Below are 15,826 nucleotides of genomic sequence, written 5' to 3'. Positions count from 1 at the left end.
ACGCCGGTGATCCGTGCCGGTGCCCCGCCCCCGATCGGCGCACAGGGATACGACAATCCGACATCGCCGAAGATCAACCACCATCCAGCGGATTTCACGCAAAAAGCTCCCGCTATCCGGCACTTTGGGAAACGTTGGGGAAGGATTTCCGATTCGGTCCGCGGACGTGTGTCGTGGAGTCGCCGCCGCCCCGTAGAGAAAGTGGAAGAGTCTACGCATGCAGGTCTGGCCGGGACAGATGTATCCGTTGGGTGCCACCTACGACGGTGCGGGCACCAACTTCGCGGTGTTCTCCGAAGCCGCCACACGCATCGAGCTGTGTCTGCTGCACGACGACGGCTCGGAGACCGCCGTCGAGCTGCGCGAGTCCGACGCCTTCGTGCGGCACGCGTATCTGCCGGGGGTGATGCCGGGGCAGCGCTACGGCTTCCGGGCGCACGGCCCCTACGAGCCGGAGCGCGGGCACCGCTGCAATTCCGCCAAGCTGCTGCTCGACCCTTACGCGCGGGCGATGAGCGGCGTGATCGACTGGGACGAGGCGGTCTACGGCTACCGCTTCGGGCGCCCGGAGGTGCGCAACGACCTCGACTCGGCGCCGCACACCATGGCGTCGGTGGTGGTCAACCCGTACTTCGACTGGGGCGACGACCGCCCGCCGCGGACCGCCTACCACGAGACGGTGCTCTACGAGGCCCATGTGAAGGGCCTGACGATGCGCCACCCCGAACTACCGGAGGAGCTGCGCGGCACGTACGCGGCGCTGGCGCACCCGGCGATCATCGACCATCTGACGGAACTGGGGGTCACCGCCCTGGAGCTGATGCCGGTGCACCAGTTCGTCCAGGACCACCGGCTGGTGGACGCCGGGCTGAGCAACTACTGGGGCTACAACACCATCGGCTTCTTCGCGCCGCACAACGCCTACGCCTCCTGGGGGGACCGCGGGCAGCAGGTGCTGGAGTTCAAGACCGCGGTCCGGGCGCTGCACCGGGCGGGCATCGAGGTCATCCTCGACGTCGTCTACAACCACACGGCCGAGGGCAGCCACCTGGGGCCGACGCTGTCCTTCCGGGGGCTGGACAACGCCTCGTACTACCGGCTGTCGGACGACCGCCGCTACTACATGGACACCACGGGCACCGGGAACTCCCTGCTGATGCGCAGTCCGCACGTGCTCCAGCTGGTGATGGACTCGCTGCGCTACTGGGTGCAGGAGATGCGGGTGGACGGGTTCCGGTTCGACCTGGCGGCGACGCTCGCGCGGCAGTTCCACGAGGTGGACCGGCTGTCGTCGTTCTTCGACCTGGTGCACCAGGATCCGGTGGTCAGCCAGGTCAAGCTGATCGCCGAGCCGTGGGACGTCGGGGAGGGCGGCTACCAGGTGGGGAACTTCCCGCCGCTGTGGACGGAGTGGAACGGCAAGTACCGGGACACCGTGCGGGACCTGTGGCGCGGCGAGCCGCGCACGCTGGCGGACTTCGGGTCCCGGCTGGCCGGTTCGTCCGACCTCTACCAGGAGGACGGGCGGCGGCCGCTGGCCTCGATCAACTTCGTCACCTGCCACGACGGTTTCACCCTGCGCGACCTGGTCTCGTACAACGACAAGCGCAACGAGGCCAACGGCGAGGACAACCGGGACGGCGAGCGCTTCAACCGGTCGTGGAACTGCGGGGCCGAGGGGCCGACCGACGACCCCTCGGTGCGCCGGCTGCGGCTGAGGCAGATGCGGAACCTCCTCGCCACCCTGATGCTGTCGCAGGGCGTGCCGATGCTCAGCCACGGCGACGAGTTCGGGCGCAGCCAGCGCGGCAACAACAACGCCTACTGCCAGGACAACGAGCTGACCTGGGTGCGGTGGCCGGAGCGGGGGACGCCGGGCGCCGACGGGGCGGAGGACGCGGACGAGACCGACGGGGCCGAGGGGTTCGACGGGGCCGGGCCGGAGGCACCGGCGGCGGCCGAGCGGGAGGAGGAGCGGGCGCTGCTGGCGTTCGTCCGGCAGATGGTGTGGCTGCGCCGGGACCACCCGGTCTTCCGGCGGCGGCGGTTCTTCCAGGGGCACCCGATGGAGGGCACCCGTGACGAGCTGTCCGACATCGCGTGGTTCACCACGGCCGGCACGGAGATGGGGACCCGCGACTGGCAGTCCGTCCACGCCAAGTCGCTGACGGTCTTCCTCAACGGCAGCTCGATCTCGGAACCGGGGCCGCGCGGCGAGCCGGTCACCGACGACTCGTTCCTGCTGATGTTCAACGCCCACGACCAGGAGAAGGAGTTCACGGTGCCGGAGCACCTGGGCCGGCAGTGGCAGGTGGTGGTGGACACCGACCGGCCGGAGGCGGCGGCGGAGGGCCGGGGCGCCAAGGTCAAGGGCGGCGACCGGCTGACGCTGATCGGGCGGAGCCTGCTGGTGCTCCAGCGGCCGGCCTGAGGCCGCCGGTGCGGGCCCCGGTGGCCTCGTTGGGAGCGGTAGGGCTCAGGGAGCCGGCGCGGGTGGTGAGGGCGACGGCCAGGACGAGCACGGCGGCGCCGACGGCGACCGCGAAGGCGGCGGCCGGGCCGTGGGCGTCGGCGAGCCGCCCGGAGAGGGCCAGCGCCACGGCCTGGCCGCCGACCACCGCGCTGGTGAGGAACGCCATCGACTCGGCCAGCCGGGTGGCCGGCACCAGCCGTTCGGTGAGTCCGAAGAGGGTGATCAGGTGCGGGGCGAACGCCGCCCCGAGCACCACGACGACCAGATAGAGCGCCCCCAACGACCGGACGGACAACAGCGGTACGGACAGCACGATCAGCGCGGCGGCGGCCGCCCGCCAGCGGGCCGGCAGACCGATCCGGGCCGGCAGCAGCGCCAGCGAGAGCCCCGCGGCGGCGCTCATCACGCCCATCGCCGCGTACACCAGACCGGCCTGGGCGGGCTGGTGGAGGCGTTCGGTGAGCGCGGTGATGCCGGCCTGGCAGGCGCCGAACATCGCGCCCTGGAGGGCCGTCGACAGCCGCATGGCGTGGACGGCGCGGGGCAGCCGGGTGCGGGCGGGGCGGGGCGGACGCGTGCCCCGGGCGGACGGGGGCGCGGCGGGCCGGGTGGCGGCCGCGGTCGGGTGCAGGGCGAACGCCGTGCCGCAGACCGCCAGCAGCACCGCGGCCAGCGCCAGCGCCACCGCCGGATGGGCCACGGTGGCGGCCAGCCCCACCAGCGCCGGCCCGAGTACGAACGACACCTCGTCCAGGGTGCCCTCCAGGGACAGCGCGGCGCTCACCACCCGGTCCTCGGCCGCCGCCCGGTGCGCCAGGGCGACCAGCCGGGTGCGGGCCAGCGGACCGATCTGCGGCACGCTCGCCCCGGCCAGCAGCCCGATCAGGGCGAGCGGGGGCGTGGCCGTACGGGCCAGCGCGGCCGCCACCAGGGCCGCCACCGCGAGCGCGTTGACCCAGCAGGCCACCAGCACCACCGGGCGCTGGCCGTGCCGGTCCGCGAGCCGCCCGGTCAGCGGGCCGGCCACCGTCTGACCCGCCGCCAGGGCGCCGCCGACCAGGCCCGCGGTGGTCAGCGAACCGCTCGTCGCGGCCACCAGCAGCACGGTGCCGAGCTGGCACATGGCGGTCGGCAGCCGCCCCAGGAAGGAGACGACGGGCAGCAGCGGCCCACTCAGGGCGAGCACCCGGCGATAGGTGGCGGCGGCGGTCATCACAAGAAGCTATCCGCCGGCCCGGCGCGATCCGTACCGTCGGTACGTACGAAGCGCTGCCGGGGAGCGGCTCTCCGGTTCGGACGAAGACACGACGGGCGGGACGGGCCGGGATGACGCAACCCGATGACAGAACGGGCCGCCAGCGGGGTACGGGTGTTCCCATGACGCAGCCTTCGAGTCCGTCGCCGACCGCCACCTACCGGCTGCAGCTCCAGCCGGACTTCCCGTTCGCCGCCGCCGAACGAGCTGTCCCGTACCTCACCGCCCTCGGGGTGTCCCATCTGCACCTCTCCCCCGTACTGGAGGCGGTGCCGGGCTCCACCCACGGGTACGACGTGACCGGCCACGCGGCGGTGCGCGCCGAACTGGGCGGCGAGGAGGGGCTGCGGGCACTGGCGGCGACGGCCCGCGCGCACGGCCTCGGACTGGTCGTCGACATCGTGCCCAACCACATGGCGGTGCCCTCGCCGGTGTCGCTCAACGGGCCGCTGTGGGAGGTGCTGCGCGACGGCCCGGCGTCGCGGTACGCGCACTGGTTCGACATCGACTGGGACGGCGGGCACCGGGGGCGGCTGCTGCTGCCCGTCCTGGAGGGGCGGATCGGGGACGAGCTCCCCCGCTTCCGGGTCGAGGGGCCGCTGCTGCACTACGGGGGGCAGGTCTTCCCGCTGCGCCCCGGTACGGAGCGGCTGCCCCTGCCGCGTCTCCTGGAGGCGCAGTGGTACCGCCTCGCCTGGTGGCGGCTGGCCCGCACCGAGCTCAACTACCGGCGTTTCTTCACCATTTCGCAGCTGATCGGGGTCCGCGTCGAGGACCCGGAGGTGTTCGCCGCGACGCACGCGACGGTACTGCGGCTGGTCCGGGAGGGCGTCGTCGACGGGCTGCGGGTCGACCATCCGGACGGACTGGTGGATCCGGGCGGCTATCTGGCGCGGCTGCGGGCCGGCACCAAGGGCTGCTGGACGGTGGTGGAGAAGATCCTCACCGGCGCGGAGCGGCTGCCGGGCGACTGGGCGTGCGCCGGCACCACGGGCTATGACGCGCTGCGCCACATCGACGGGCTGTTCGTCTGCCCGCAGGGCTCGGGGCGGCTCTTCTCGCACTACCGGGACTTCGTCACCCCGTTGGCCGACGAGGGCGGCGACTGGGAGGAGACGGCGCGCCGGGCCGCCTACGAGGTCGTCGAGCACGAACTGGCGGCGGAGGTGGAGCGGTTGGTGCGGACCGCGGCACGGATCGCCGAGCGGGTGCCCCGGCCGGGCGACCACGCGCCGTGGGCGCTGCGGCAGGCGGTGCGGGAACTGCTGGTGCGGCTGCCGGTCTACCGCCCGTACACCGGGGACGCCCCCGGCGGCGCGCGGGCCGCGGCGGACGCGGCGATGCTGCGCGGCGCGGCGGAACGGGCCCGGGCCACCTTCCGGGTGCCGGAGGAGGCAGCGGCGGTGGATCTCGTCCACGACCTGGCGCTGGGGCGGTTCGCCGGCGGCGGGGAGGAAGGTGACGACGGCACGGGCGGCGGGGACGGCACGGCGGGCTCCGAGGCCACGGACCGGGAAGCGGAGGGGGATCTCGTGACCCGGGATGTCGCGGACTTCGCGGCGCGGTTCGCCCAGACCGCGTCCGCGCTGTACGCCAAGTCCGTGGAGGACACCGCCTTCTACCGCTATCCGGTGCTGCTGTCGGCGTGCGAGGTCGGCGGCGATCCCGGGGAACCCGCGGTGGGGCCCGGGACGTTCCACGAGTACTGCGCGCGGCTGCAGCGGGACTGGCCGGAGAGCGGCACGGCACTCTCCACGCACGACACCAAGCGCAGTGCCGATGTGCGGGCGCGGATCGCGGTGTTGTCGGAGTGCCCGGACCGGTGGCGGGATGTGCTGAGCACGGTGGCCGACGGGGCGGAGGCGGCGGCCGATGCGGTTCCGGTGGATCCGATGGTGGCCTGGACGGCCTGGCAGACCGCTTTCGGGCTCGGCGCGTCCGCCGCCGGGGGCCCGGCGGCGGAGCGTCTGACCCCCGCGGTCCTCAAGGCGGTGCGGGAGGCCGGGCTGCGCACGACCTGGACGGAGCCGGACGCGGTGTACGAGGAGGCGGTGGCGGAGTTCGTCCGCGGTGGGCCCGGCGGCCCGGCGGCCGCTGGGCTGGCTTCCCTGGAGGCCGAACTCGCCCCGCACGTCCGGGCGAACGTCCTGGGCGCCGCGCTGCTGCACCTCACCATGCCGGGCGTCCCCGACCTCTATCAGGGCACCGAGCGGGAGTACGCGGCGCTGGTCGATCCGGACAACCGGCGGCCCCCGCGGTTCGAGCCGGAGCTGCTCGCGGAGCTGGACGGCGGTGCCGCGCCCGCCGACGCGTCCGCCGAGAAGCTGCGGCTGACGGCGGCCGCGCTGCGGCTGCGGCGCTCGCACCCGGAGTGGTTCGGCGCCGCCTCGACGTACGAGCCGCTGGCCGCGGAGGGCCCGGCGGCCGAGCACTGTGTGGCCTTCGTCCGCGGCGGGCGGGTGGTGACGGCGGTGACCCGGCTCTCGCTGCGGCTGCGGGAGACCGGCGGCTGGTGGGACACCGTGCTGCGGCTGCCCGCGGGCGGCGACTGGCGGGAGCTGCTCACCGGCCGCACGCTGGCGGGCGGCACCGCGGTGGGGGTGGACACCCTGCTGACACAGTGGCCGGTGGCGCTGCTCGTACGGGAGGAAGGGCGCGGGGCGACGCGGGCGGCACGGGCGGCATGGGCCGAACTGCCGGAGGAGGAGCGGCAGCAGCGGGCGGGCGACACGGCCACCTGACGTGTCGTCACACGACCTCGCCCGCACCCCACTCCCGCAGCAGTTCCGTGAACTCCGCCGCCGCGCCGGTCAGTTCCACCCGTGAGAAGACCGTGATGTCGCGGCGCCACGGCGGATCGGTGGGTATCCGGGCGCAGTCGAGGCCGGTGAGTTCGTGGGCGGCGGTGAGCAGCACGCCGACGCCGGCCGAGGCCATCCGGACGGCCGTCGAGGTGTGCTGGGTACGGACGGCGGTGTGCGGGGTGAAGCCGGCCCGTTCGCACTCCACGTCCAGCCAGCGGCGGCCGGCCACGACGGGTTCCAGGCTGCACCGCACCCAGGGCCGGTCCGCCAGGTCCGCCAGCCGCACCGACTCCCGGTCGGCGAGCGGGTCGCCGTGCGGGACGACCACCACCATCCGCTCCCGGCCGACGACGGTGACCGGCCCCGGCCAGTCCTCCGGGCGCGGCCCCAGTGCCATGTCGGCGACCCCGCGCGCCATCCGGTCGGTCAGTTCGCCGGTGGTGGCGTACTCGTGGAGCACCAGGCGGACCCCGGGGCGCAGCCCGGTCCAGCGGGCGCAGACCGCCGGGAGCACCCCGACGGCCTGCGCGTGCACCGTCGCGATGTGGAGTTCCCCGCTCTCCGCCCCGCCGGCCGCCAGCGCCGCGCGGCGGGCCTGGTCGGCGCTGCGGACGGCGAGTTCGGCGTGCGGGTAGTAGGCCCGGCCCATCGCGGTCAGCCGCACCCCGCGGGTCATCCGCTCCAACAGCGGGCCGCCGACCTCCCGTTCCAGCGCCTTGATCTGGTGCGAGAGCGCGGACTGGCTGACGTGCAGCGCCTCCGCGGCCCGGGTGAAGGACTGCTCCTCGACCACCGCCACCAGGTATTCCATCTGCCGCAGGCTCATCCGCCGCTCCCCGTCTCCCCCATGTGCCCCCGCACACGGTTCCGCGCCCGTACACGCCGTTCGGCGCCCGTGCGCACGCTTTCCTCGCCCATGCACATCGTGCATCGTTCCCATGGAAACATTGCCTTGGACTCATGGCGGCGGCCGGGCGGAGGCTGGGGCCATGGACACGCACCAGATCACGGACCGGACCGACGCACCGGATGTCGTCGTCATCGGCGGCGGGACCGGCGGCTACAGCACCGCTCTGCGGGCCGCCGCCCTCGGACTGCGGGTGGTGCTCGCCGAGCGGGACCTCGTCGGCGGCACCTGCCTGCACCGCGGCTGCATCCCCAGCAAGGCGATGCTGCACGCCGCGGAGCTGGTCGACGGCATCGCGGAGGCGGGCGCCCGTTGGGGCGTCAAGGCCACCCTGGACGCGGTGGACTGGGACGCGCTGACCGCCACCCGGGACGACATCGTGGCCCGCAACCACCAGGGCGTGACCGGCACCCTGGAGCGGTCCGGGGTGCGGGTGGTGCACGGCTCGGCCCGGCTGACCGGGCCCCGTTCGGTGGTCGTCGACGGACCGGACGGCGGCGCGTTCACGGCCCGGCGCGGGATCGTGCTGGCGACCGGCTCCCGGCCCCGGATGCTGCCGGGCCTGGCGGCGGACGGGCGGACGGTGGTGACGAGCGACGACGCGCTGTTCGCGCCGGGGCTGCCGGGCTCGGTGCTGGTGCTGGGCGGCGGGGCGATCGGCGTCGAGTACGCCTCCTTCCACCGCTCGATGGGCGCCGAGGTGACCCTCGTGGAGGCCGCGGACCGGCTGCTCCCGTTGGAGGACGAGGACGTCGGCCGGCATCTGATGCGCGGGCTGAAGCGGCGCGGGATCACGGTCCGCACCGGGTCGACGCTGATCGGGACCGAGCCGCTGCCGGACGGTATACGGGCCACCGTCCGCACGCCCCGGGGCGAGGAGGTGGTCGTCGAGGCCGAACGGTTGCTGGTGGCGGTGGGGCGGACGCCGGTGACCGACGGGCTGGGGCTCGCGGCGGCCGGACTGGCCGTGGACGGGCGGGGGTTCGTACCGCCGGCGGACTGGTCGCGGCTGGAGACCGCGGTGCCGGGCATCCATGTGGTCGGCGATCTGCTGCCGCCGCCGTCGCCCGGGCTGGCGCACGCCTCGTTCGCCGAGGGACTGCTGGTCGCCGAGACGCTGGCCGGGGTGGAGTCGCGTCCGGTGGACTACGCGACGGTGCCGCGGGTGACGTACTCGAGTCCGCAGACCGCCTCGGTCGGGCTGAGCGAGGCCGCGGCGCGCGAACGGGGCCTGGAGATCAAGGTGAACACGATGCCGCTGACGGCCACCGCGAAGGGGATGGTCCACGGCCGGGGCGGGATGGTGAAGGTGATCGCGGCCGCTGACGGGGCGGGCGGCGAGGCCACCGGCGCGGTGCTGGGCGTCCATCTGGTGGGGCCGCACGTCTCGGAGATGATCGCGGAGAGCCAGCTGATCGTGGCGTGGGACGCCGAACCGTCCGATGTCGCCCAGCAGGTGCACGCCCATCCGACGCTGTCCGAGGCGGTCGGGGAGGCGTTCCTGACGCTTGCGGGGCGGGGGCTGCACCAGCACTGACGGCGCGCCGCGACGGGCGCCGCGCGCCGCACCGCCGGCCGGGCGGCGCTCCTCAGCGCTCGGTGCGCTCCTGGCGCTCCGTCAGGACGTAGTCCACCTGCCCGAATCTGATGTGGTCGCCGGGCCCGACCGGTATCTCGCCCACCAGGCGGCGGCCGTTGACGCAGGTGCCGTTGGTGGAGCCGAGGTCGCGCAGCATCCAGCCGGTGCCCTCGCTGCGCAGCTCGGCATGATTGCGGGAGACCGTCTCGTGGTTGAGCCGCAGGCCGACGCCCGGGGCCCGCCCGATCAGCAGCGGGAACGGCCCGGGCTCCGGCAGCAGCAGCTTCGGCAGTCGCTCCGTGCGCCACGCCCGGCGCACCCGGATGTGGAACGCCGACGCCCGGCCGACCACCCGCAGCAGCAGTGCCTGCACCTTGCCGCGGCTCTCCAGATCCGCGGTGGCGGCCGCGAGTTCGGAGTGCTGCTGGGCGGCCAGGACGAGTTCCAGCCGGCGCAGGAAGGTGTCCTGGGACAGCCGTCCGTCCGCCGCGCCGTCGCGCAGCAGGTCAAGGGCGCGTTCCCGGTCGGCGTCCGAGGGCCGCGCGGGGAACTGGAGCGAAGTCATGGGGTGATTCTCCGACCTGCGGTGAGCCGGTGTCCAGGCGATGTCGGTGCCCCGCCGCACCGCGTCCTTCCGTCCGGGGCGGCGGCGTGCTTTCGTCGTCGGGAAGCGGGTCCACGAGGCCCTTGGACGGCGGGATACGGCCGGGGTCGGAGTGACGAAGGAGGACAGGCGTGCTGTTCGAGGTATGGGCGCCGGACGCCGGCCGGGTCGCGCTCCAGTGGGCCGGCGAACGGTCGGACGAGCCGCCGCTCCCGCTGGAGCGCGACCCCGTCCGCCCCGGCTGGTGGCACGCGCGGGCGCCGGCCCGCGACGGCGACCGCTACGCCTTCCGGCTCGACGGCGGCCCGCCGCGTCCGGACCCGTGCGCCGCGCGGCTGCCGGAGGGCCCGGGCGGGCCCGGCGCGGTCGTCGACCACGCCCGGTTCGCCTGGCGGCACCCCTGGCTCGGCCGTCCGCTGCCCGGCGCCGTCCTCTACGAACTGCACATCGGGACGTACACCCCCGAGGGCACCTTCGACGCCGCCGCGGCCCGCCTCGGCCACCTCGCCGACCTCGGCATCACCCATGTCTCCCTGATGCCGGTCTGCCCGTTCCCCGGGCGGCACGGCTGGGGCTACGACGGCATCGCGCCCTGGGCGGTGCACGAACCGTACGGCGGGCCCGACGGGCTCAAGCGGTTCGTGGACGCCGCGCACGGCCACGGGCTCGGCGTCGTCCTCGACGTGGTCCACAACCACCTCGGCCCGTCCGGCAACCATCTGCCGGAATTCGGCCCGTACTTCACCGACGCCCACCGGACGCCCTGGGGGGCCGCGGTCAACCTCGACGCCCCCGGATCCGACGAGGTCCGCCGCTATCTCATCGGGAGCGCGCTCGGCTGGCTGCGCGACTACCGCGTCGACGGGCTCCGGCTGGACGCCGTGCACGCCCTGCACGACGACCGCGCCCAGCACTTCCTGGCCGAACTGTCCGCCGCGGTGGACGCGCTCGCCGCCCGGCTGCGCCGCCCGCTGTTCCTGATCGCCGAGTCCGACCGCAACGACCCGCGCACCACGGCGCCGCGGGCGAACGGCGGCCTCGGCCTGCACGCCCAGTGGAACGACGACTTCCACCATGCCCTGCACACCGCGCTGACCGGTGAATCCCACGGCTACTACGCCGACTTCGCGCGCGCCCCGCTCGCCGCCCTCGACAAGACGCTGACCGGCGGGTTCTTCCACGACGGCAGCCACTCCAGCTTCCGCGGCCGCCGGCACGGCGCACCCCTGGACCTGCGGACGACCCCGCCGCACCGGCTGCTCGCCTACGCCCAGACCCACGACCAGATCGGCAACCGCGCGTACGGCGACCGGCTCACCGCGACGCTCTCGCCCGGCCTGCTCGCCTGCGCCGCGGCGCTGGTGCTCTGCTCCCCGTTCACCCCGATGCTGTTCATGGGCGAGGAGTGGGGCGCGCGGACTCCATGGCAGTACTTCACCGACCACCCGGACCCGGAGCTGGCCGAGGCCGTACGGGCCGGCCGGCGGCGCGAGTTCGCCGCGCAGGAGGGCGGCGCGGCGCACGGGGACGGCCTCGGCGCGAACTGGCCGGACCCCCAGGATCCGGCCACCCGCGACCGCTGCGTCCTGAACTGGGCCGAGCCGTCCGCCGGACCGCACGCCGCCCTGCTGTCGTGGTACCGCACCCTCCTCGCCCTCCGTCGCGCCCACCCCGCCCTGACCGACCCCGACCCGTCCCGCACCCAGGTTACCCACGACGAGTCCGCCCGCTGGCTCCTGCTCCGCCGCGGCCCCCTCCACCTGGCCGTCAACCTCGCCGACGACAGCACTGCTGCCATCCCCCTCGGCCCGTGCGCCCCACCGGCCCCTTCCGTCTCCTCCACCACTGCCTCCGCCGCCACCTCCGCCTCCATTTCCTCCGCCTTCCACGCAGCGGCGGGCTGGCCGCACCCGCTCCTCCCGAACGACGACGGGGTGTTGCACCTGCCCGGGGAGTCGGCGGTGGTGGTGATCGGGGACGGGTGGGGGGTGGAGTGAGGGGTGGGGTGGGGGATGTTCCCTAGGGGGCGAGCGGGCCCCCTGCGGGGCCCAACGCCCGTACAGGGGCGGGATGTTCCAGATACTCCGCAGAGACGCCACACCGCAACAGCCACTCCGAAAGAGGCCGCGGCGGTGCCGTCGGCCGCGCCGGATCCGCGGGAACGGGACGCGGCCGCGGTGCGCAAGGGCAGGTGTAGCCGCGGTACGCACGGGCGGGTGCCCCCGCCCGCATGACTCCGTCAGCGGGCGAACTCCTCGACCAGGGTTTTGCAGAAGGCGTGCAGGTCCCCGGGTCTGCGGCTGGTGACGAGGGTGTTCTCGGCCTGGGTGCAGACGACGACCTGCTTGTCGACCCAGGTGCCGCCGGCGTTGCGGATGTCGGTGCACAGGCTGGGCCAGGAGGTGAGGGTGCGGCCGCGGACCACGCCGGCCTCGATCAGGAGCCAGGGGGCGTGGCAGATCGCGGCGACCGGTTTGCCGGTCTCGAAGAACGACGCGGTGAAGGAGACGGCGCCCTTGTCCATACGGAGGGCGTCGGGGTTGGCCACGCCCCCGGGAAGGACCAGGGCGTCGAAGTCGGCGACCGACGCGGCGTCCACGGTCCGGTCGACGGGGAAGCTGTCGGCCCGGTCGAGGTGGTGGAACGCCTGGATCCGGCCCGACCGGGTGGAGACCAGCGTGGGGGTGCCGCCCGCGGCGGTGACCGCCTGCCAGGGCCTGGTCAACTCGACCTGCTCGGTGCCCTCGGGGGCCACCAGAAACGCCACCTGCATGGTGCGCTCACTTCCCTTCAGCCGGGCGGCCGGATGGCCGGACGGGGCCGGAGAACGCCGGTCGGTCGGCGGAACGTGTCCCTACCGACCGACCATAGCGGGCGGAAGTGGCCGGCTCATCCGCTGGTGCGCGGCGACCCCGGGCGGACCGCGCCGCCCCGCCCCGCGGCTCAGGCGGGCGAGGCCACGGCCGCCGGCCCGTCCGGGTCGGCGCCCTCCAGCTCGCGCTCGCTCGCGGCGACCGCCGCCGCCTCCGCCACCAGGTCGAGGTTGCGGGTCAGCAGGTAGTACAGGCCGCCGCCGACCAGCAGGCCGGGCACGAAGGACAGGTCCGCGCCGCCCAGCGCCTCGGTGACCGGGCCGGTGTAGAAGGACGTGGAGAAGAACGGGATCATCGCGACGAAGCCCGCGGCGTAGGCGGCGATACCGCGCCAGGACCAGCGGCCGTAGATGCCGGACGGGTCGAAGATGGCGGTGACCGCGTAGTGGCCGCGCCGGACCCAGTAGAAGTCGACGAGGTTGACCGCCGTCCACGGGATCAGGAAGTAGAGCATCATCAGCACGAAGGTGTTGAAGCTCTCCAGGTAGTTCTCCGGGAGCAGCATCGCCACGGTGAAGACGATCAGGCCGATGGCCACGATGCCGGCGATCCGGATCCGGACGGTCGGCTTGACCGCGCGGAAGGCGTCGATCGCACTGGTGGTGGTGAGCATCGCGCCGTAGGCGTTGACGGCCATGATGCCGACCAGGGCGACGGAGGAGACGACCACCGCGAAGGTGCCGAAGCCGGGGACGACGGCGTTGCCGACCTGGCGGATGCCGCTGATCGCGTCCGGGTGCGGCAGCGCCGAGGCGAGCAGGGCACCCAGCGACATGAGCCAGGCGGCGGAGCCGGCCGCGCCCGCGTAGGTCCACCAGATGACCTTGCGCGCGGAGACGTCGCGGGGCAGGTAGCGGGAGTAGTCCGAGACGTAGACGGCGTAGCTGATCTGGTAGCCGGCCGCGGCGGAGAAGACGACCAGGAAGGACGTCCAGGAGCCGTGCGCGGCGTGCCCGGCGGCGGCCGCGGAGTGCGGGTCGAGCTGGATCAGCGCGCCGACGGTCAGCACGCCGAAGACCGCGATCAGCACATAGGTGAGCCAGCGCTGGACGAGGTGCAGCAGGTCGTGGCCGACGACGGCGAGCAGGATGGCGACGCCGATGATCAGCACGTACCAGAGCGTGGTGCCGCCGGGGAAGACGGTCCGCAGGCCCTGGGCGGCCAGGACGACGTTGAAGACGTTGAAGCCGACGTAGACGAAGACCACGGCGGTGAACGGGACGATGGCGCCGCGGATGCCGAACTGGGCCCGCGACTGGATCATCTGCGGCAGGCCCATCCGGGGGCCCTGGTTGGCGTGGAAGGCCATGAAGAAGGTGCCGAAGCAGGCGCCGAGGACGACGGCGGCCACGGAGGCGGGCAGGCCCAGGCCGAGGGCCGGGCCGAGGAAGCCGGTGACCATCGTGGTCAGCACGAAGTTGCCGGTGAACCAGAAGGGGCCCTGGTGCCACACCTTCCCGTGCCGTTCGCGGACGGGGACGTAGTCGATGGAGCGGACCTCGATCACGCGGGAGCCTCGCCCCCCGCTCGTGCCTTCCAGGGGTGCCGTGGGATCCATGGTTACTCCTCGGGCGTGGAGACAGGGTGTGCGGGCCGGCCGTCGCGGGGCGGCGGTTTCCGCGGTGGTGTGAACCTAGGCGGCCGCCCGCCGGTACTCGATCGCCCGATCGTCCAGCCAATAGATATGTGGTGGACACTATGTCTATGCCGTTGCGTATCTCGGACCTGCTGGCCCGGCCCGGCCTGCACCTCGCGCTCACCTACGACGTGCCGCCCGGGCTGCTCTCCCGCACCATCGAGGCGGCGACCGTCTCCGACCTCCTGGTCCCGGGGAAGTGGCTGCAGGGCGGCGAGCTGCTGATGACGATCGGGCTGCTGCTGCCGATGGAGCCGGCGGCCTGCCGGGCCTACGTCCGGGACGTGGCCGAGGGCGGCGCGGCCGCTCTGGCGCTCGGGCTGGGGCAGGGGCTGCCGTACCAGGAGGCGCCGGAGCCGCTGGTCACGGCGGCGCGGGAGGCGGGGCTGCCGCTGCTGACGGTGCCGGACGAGGTGCCGTTCATCGCGGTCACCAAGGCGGTCTTCGACGCCCGGGCCACCGAGCAGCGCGAGGTGCTGCAACGGGCGTTCGCCACCCAGCGGCGGCTGACCGCGGCCGCGGCGACCAGCGACGGGCTGCAGCCGATGCTGGCGGAGTGGACGGCGGCCACCGGTGTCGGTGCCACGGTCCTCGATCCGCTGGGGCGGCAGCTGGCGACCGCCGGGCAGGAGTCCAGGACGCCGCCGGAGCAGGCCCGTGACCTGGTCGAACGGGTTGCCGCGCGGGGGCTGCGGGGCAGTGCGACCAGTACCGTCGGCGGCCGTCAGCTGGAGGTGCAGCCGCTTGGCGCCCGCCGGCTGCGCGGTCTGCTGCTGCTCGCCGGCCGGCCGGACGACGCCGCCCGCTCGGTGGTCCCCGGGCTGATCTCGTTGCTCTCCCTGGAGCTGGAGCGGCGCCATCTGCGCGACGAGCCGGAGCGCCGGCGGCGGTCGGCGCTGCTGTCGGAGCTGCTGGCGGACGAGGACCTGGCGGCGGACCGGGCCCGGGACATGCTGGCCTCGGTGGGGCTGTCCGCGGAGCGGGTGCGCGCGGTCGTGGTGGAGGCCGCGCCGGCCACCGGGCCGCGGGGTGCGGACGGCGCCGCCTCGCCGGCCGGGCTGCCGGAGGGCGCGGCCCAGGAGATGGCGGCCGATCTGGCGCTGGCGATGCCCGGCGGGCTGGTGCGGGTGACCGGCGGGCCGGGTTCCGGGCCGGCGCTGATCGAGGCGGTGGTCGGCGAGGAACTGGACATCCACACGGTGCTCGGCCGGTTCGCGCCGGGCTGCCCGGCCGGCATCGGGCCGGCCACCGCGCCGGAGGCGGTCCGGGTGTCGCTGCGGCAGGCGACGGGGCTGCTGGCGGTCAGCCGGACCGCCGGGGCGCCCGCGGAGGCCCGGCAGAGCGAGGCCGCGCGGCTGCTGCTGGAGCTGGGCGACCGCCGGACGCTGCACGGTTACGCCGACACCGTGCTCGGCCCGCTGGACCTGGCCGACGGCGGCGAGGAGCTGATCACCACCCTCGCCGCCTGGCTGGAGACCGGTGGCGCCTGGGACGCCACCAGCCGCCGGCTCGGCGTCCACCGGCACACCGTGCGCAACCGGCTGGACAAGGCCATGGACCTCACCGGGCGCCGCCTCGACGACCCCGACGACCGCTTCGACCTGTGGCTGGCGACCCGCATCCGGCGCAGCGGCCGCTCCCCCGGCGGCCGTTGACGCCGGGGCGCACGGGTGCCCGCCGGCGGACCGCCGCCCC

Annotated in this window: 10 protein-coding genes; 5 read left to right on the top strand and 5 right to left on the bottom strand. The window is 74.4% G+C overall.

The window, feature by feature from the left end; translation table 11 throughout:
• Positions 1–217 precede the first annotated feature (217 nt).
• On the top strand, positions 218–2,431 hold the full coding sequence (gene glgX, locus K2224_RS35785; RefSeq protein ID WP_221911267.1) for a glycogen debranching protein GlgX: 2,214 nt from the start codon (positions 218–220) through the stop codon (positions 2,429–2,431).
• Here the strand turns inward: glgX and K2224_RS35780 are convergent.
• On the bottom strand, positions 2,367–3,686 hold the full coding sequence (locus K2224_RS35780) for an MFS transporter (protein WP_260693675.1): 1,320 nt from the start codon (positions 3,684–3,686) through the stop codon (positions 2,367–2,369). The two genes, glgX and K2224_RS35780, sit on opposite strands and share 65 nt — an antisense overlap.
• A 164-nt stretch (positions 3,687–3,850) precedes the next feature.
• On the opposite strand from K2224_RS35780, the gene treY reads away from it, so the two are divergent.
• Positions 3,851–6,469 (top strand): malto-oligosyltrehalose synthase, encoded by a 2,619-nt coding sequence (gene treY / locus K2224_RS35775; protein WP_260693674.1) that lies wholly within the window; start codon positions 3,851–3,853, stop codon positions 6,467–6,469.
• A gap of 7 nt (positions 6,470–6,476) precedes the next feature.
• Here treY and K2224_RS35770 read toward each other — a convergent pair whose 3' ends face one another.
• On the bottom strand, positions 6,477–7,358 hold the full coding sequence (locus K2224_RS35770; RefSeq protein ID WP_221911266.1) for a LysR family transcriptional regulator: 882 nt from the start codon (positions 7,356–7,358) through the stop codon (positions 6,477–6,479).
• A gap of 163 nt (positions 7,359–7,521) precedes the next feature.
• Here K2224_RS35770 and lpdA point away from each other — a divergent pair, with 163 nt between their 5' ends.
• Positions 7,522–8,976, top strand: a complete 1,455-nt coding sequence (gene lpdA, locus K2224_RS35765) for a dihydrolipoyl dehydrogenase (protein ID WP_221911265.1) — start codon at positions 7,522–7,524, stop codon at positions 8,974–8,976.
• A 52-nt stretch (positions 8,977–9,028) separates the two neighbouring features.
• Here lpdA and K2224_RS35760 read toward each other — a convergent pair whose 3' ends face one another.
• Positions 9,029–9,583, bottom strand: a complete 555-nt coding sequence (locus K2224_RS35760; protein ID WP_221911264.1) for a DUF1707 and FHA domain-containing protein — start codon at positions 9,581–9,583, stop codon at positions 9,029–9,031.
• Between the two features lie 170 nt (positions 9,584–9,753).
• Between K2224_RS35760 and treZ the strand changes: the two genes are divergently transcribed.
• Positions 9,754–11,619 carry a malto-oligosyltrehalose trehalohydrolase gene (gene treZ / locus K2224_RS35755; RefSeq protein WP_221911263.1) on the top strand — a complete coding sequence of 622 codons (1,866 nt, stop codon included), beginning with the start codon at positions 9,754–9,756 and terminating at the stop codon, positions 11,617–11,619.
• A gap of 242 nt (positions 11,620–11,861) precedes the next feature.
• Here the strand turns inward: treZ and K2224_RS35750 are convergent, their stop codons facing one another.
• Both K2224_RS35750 and K2224_RS35745 read right to left on the bottom strand, forming a co-directional pair.
• Positions 11,862–12,395: a type 1 glutamine amidotransferase domain-containing protein gene (locus tag K2224_RS35750; protein WP_221911262.1), complete on the bottom strand. Its 534-nt coding sequence runs from the start codon at positions 12,393–12,395 to the stop codon at positions 11,862–11,864.
• 170 nt (positions 12,396–12,565) lie between these two features.
• Complete coding sequence (locus K2224_RS35745) at positions 12,566–14,053, bottom strand: cytosine permease (RefSeq protein ID WP_221911261.1); 1,488 nt, start codon at positions 14,051–14,053, stop codon at positions 12,566–12,568.
• 146 nt (positions 14,054–14,199) lie between these two features.
• On the opposite strand from K2224_RS35745, the gene K2224_RS35740 reads away from it, so the two are divergent.
• Entirely contained in the window at positions 14,200–15,786 is a 1,587-nt protein-coding gene (locus K2224_RS35740; protein ID WP_221911260.1) for a PucR family transcriptional regulator, read from the top strand.
• Positions 15,787–15,826: the final 40 nt, after the last annotated feature.

Source organism: Streptomyces sp. BHT-5-2 (genome assembly GCF_019774615.1).
In the GTDB taxonomy this organism is placed as follows: domain Bacteria; phylum Actinomycetota; class Actinomycetes; order Streptomycetales; family Streptomycetaceae; genus Streptomyces.
This window is presented reverse-complemented; position numbering and strand designations above follow the sequence as displayed.

Bases quoted from the DNA above. Each gene is read 5' to 3' on its own strand.
- glgX (WP_221911267.1), top strand. From the start codon at position 218: ATGCAGGTCTGGCCGGGACAGATGTATCCGTTGGGTGCCACCTACGAC.
- K2224_RS35780 (WP_260693675.1), bottom strand. From the start codon at position 3,686: ATGACCGCCGCCGCCACCTATCGCCGGGTGCTCGCCCTGAGTGGGCCG.
- treY (WP_260693674.1), top strand. From the start codon at position 3,851: ATGACGCAGCCTTCGAGTCCGTCGCCGACCGCCACCTACCGGCTGCAG.
- K2224_RS35770 (WP_221911266.1), bottom strand. From the start codon at position 7,358: ATGAGCCTGCGGCAGATGGAATACCTGGTGGCGGTGGTCGAGGAGCAG.
- lpdA (WP_221911265.1), top strand. From the start codon at position 7,522: ATGGACACGCACCAGATCACGGACCGGACCGACGCACCGGATGTCGTC.
- K2224_RS35760 (WP_221911264.1), bottom strand. From the start codon at position 9,583: ATGACTTCGCTCCAGTTCCCCGCGCGGCCCTCGGACGCCGACCGGGAA.
- K2224_RS35750 (WP_221911262.1), bottom strand. From the start codon at position 12,395: ATGCAGGTGGCGTTTCTGGTGGCCCCCGAGGGCACCGAGCAGGTCGAG.
- K2224_RS35745 (WP_221911261.1), bottom strand. From the start codon at position 14,053: ATGGATCCCACGGCACCCCTGGAAGGCACGAGCGGGGGGCGAGGCTCC.
- K2224_RS35740 (WP_221911260.1), top strand. From the start codon at position 14,200: ATGCCGTTGCGTATCTCGGACCTGCTGGCCCGGCCCGGCCTGCACCTC.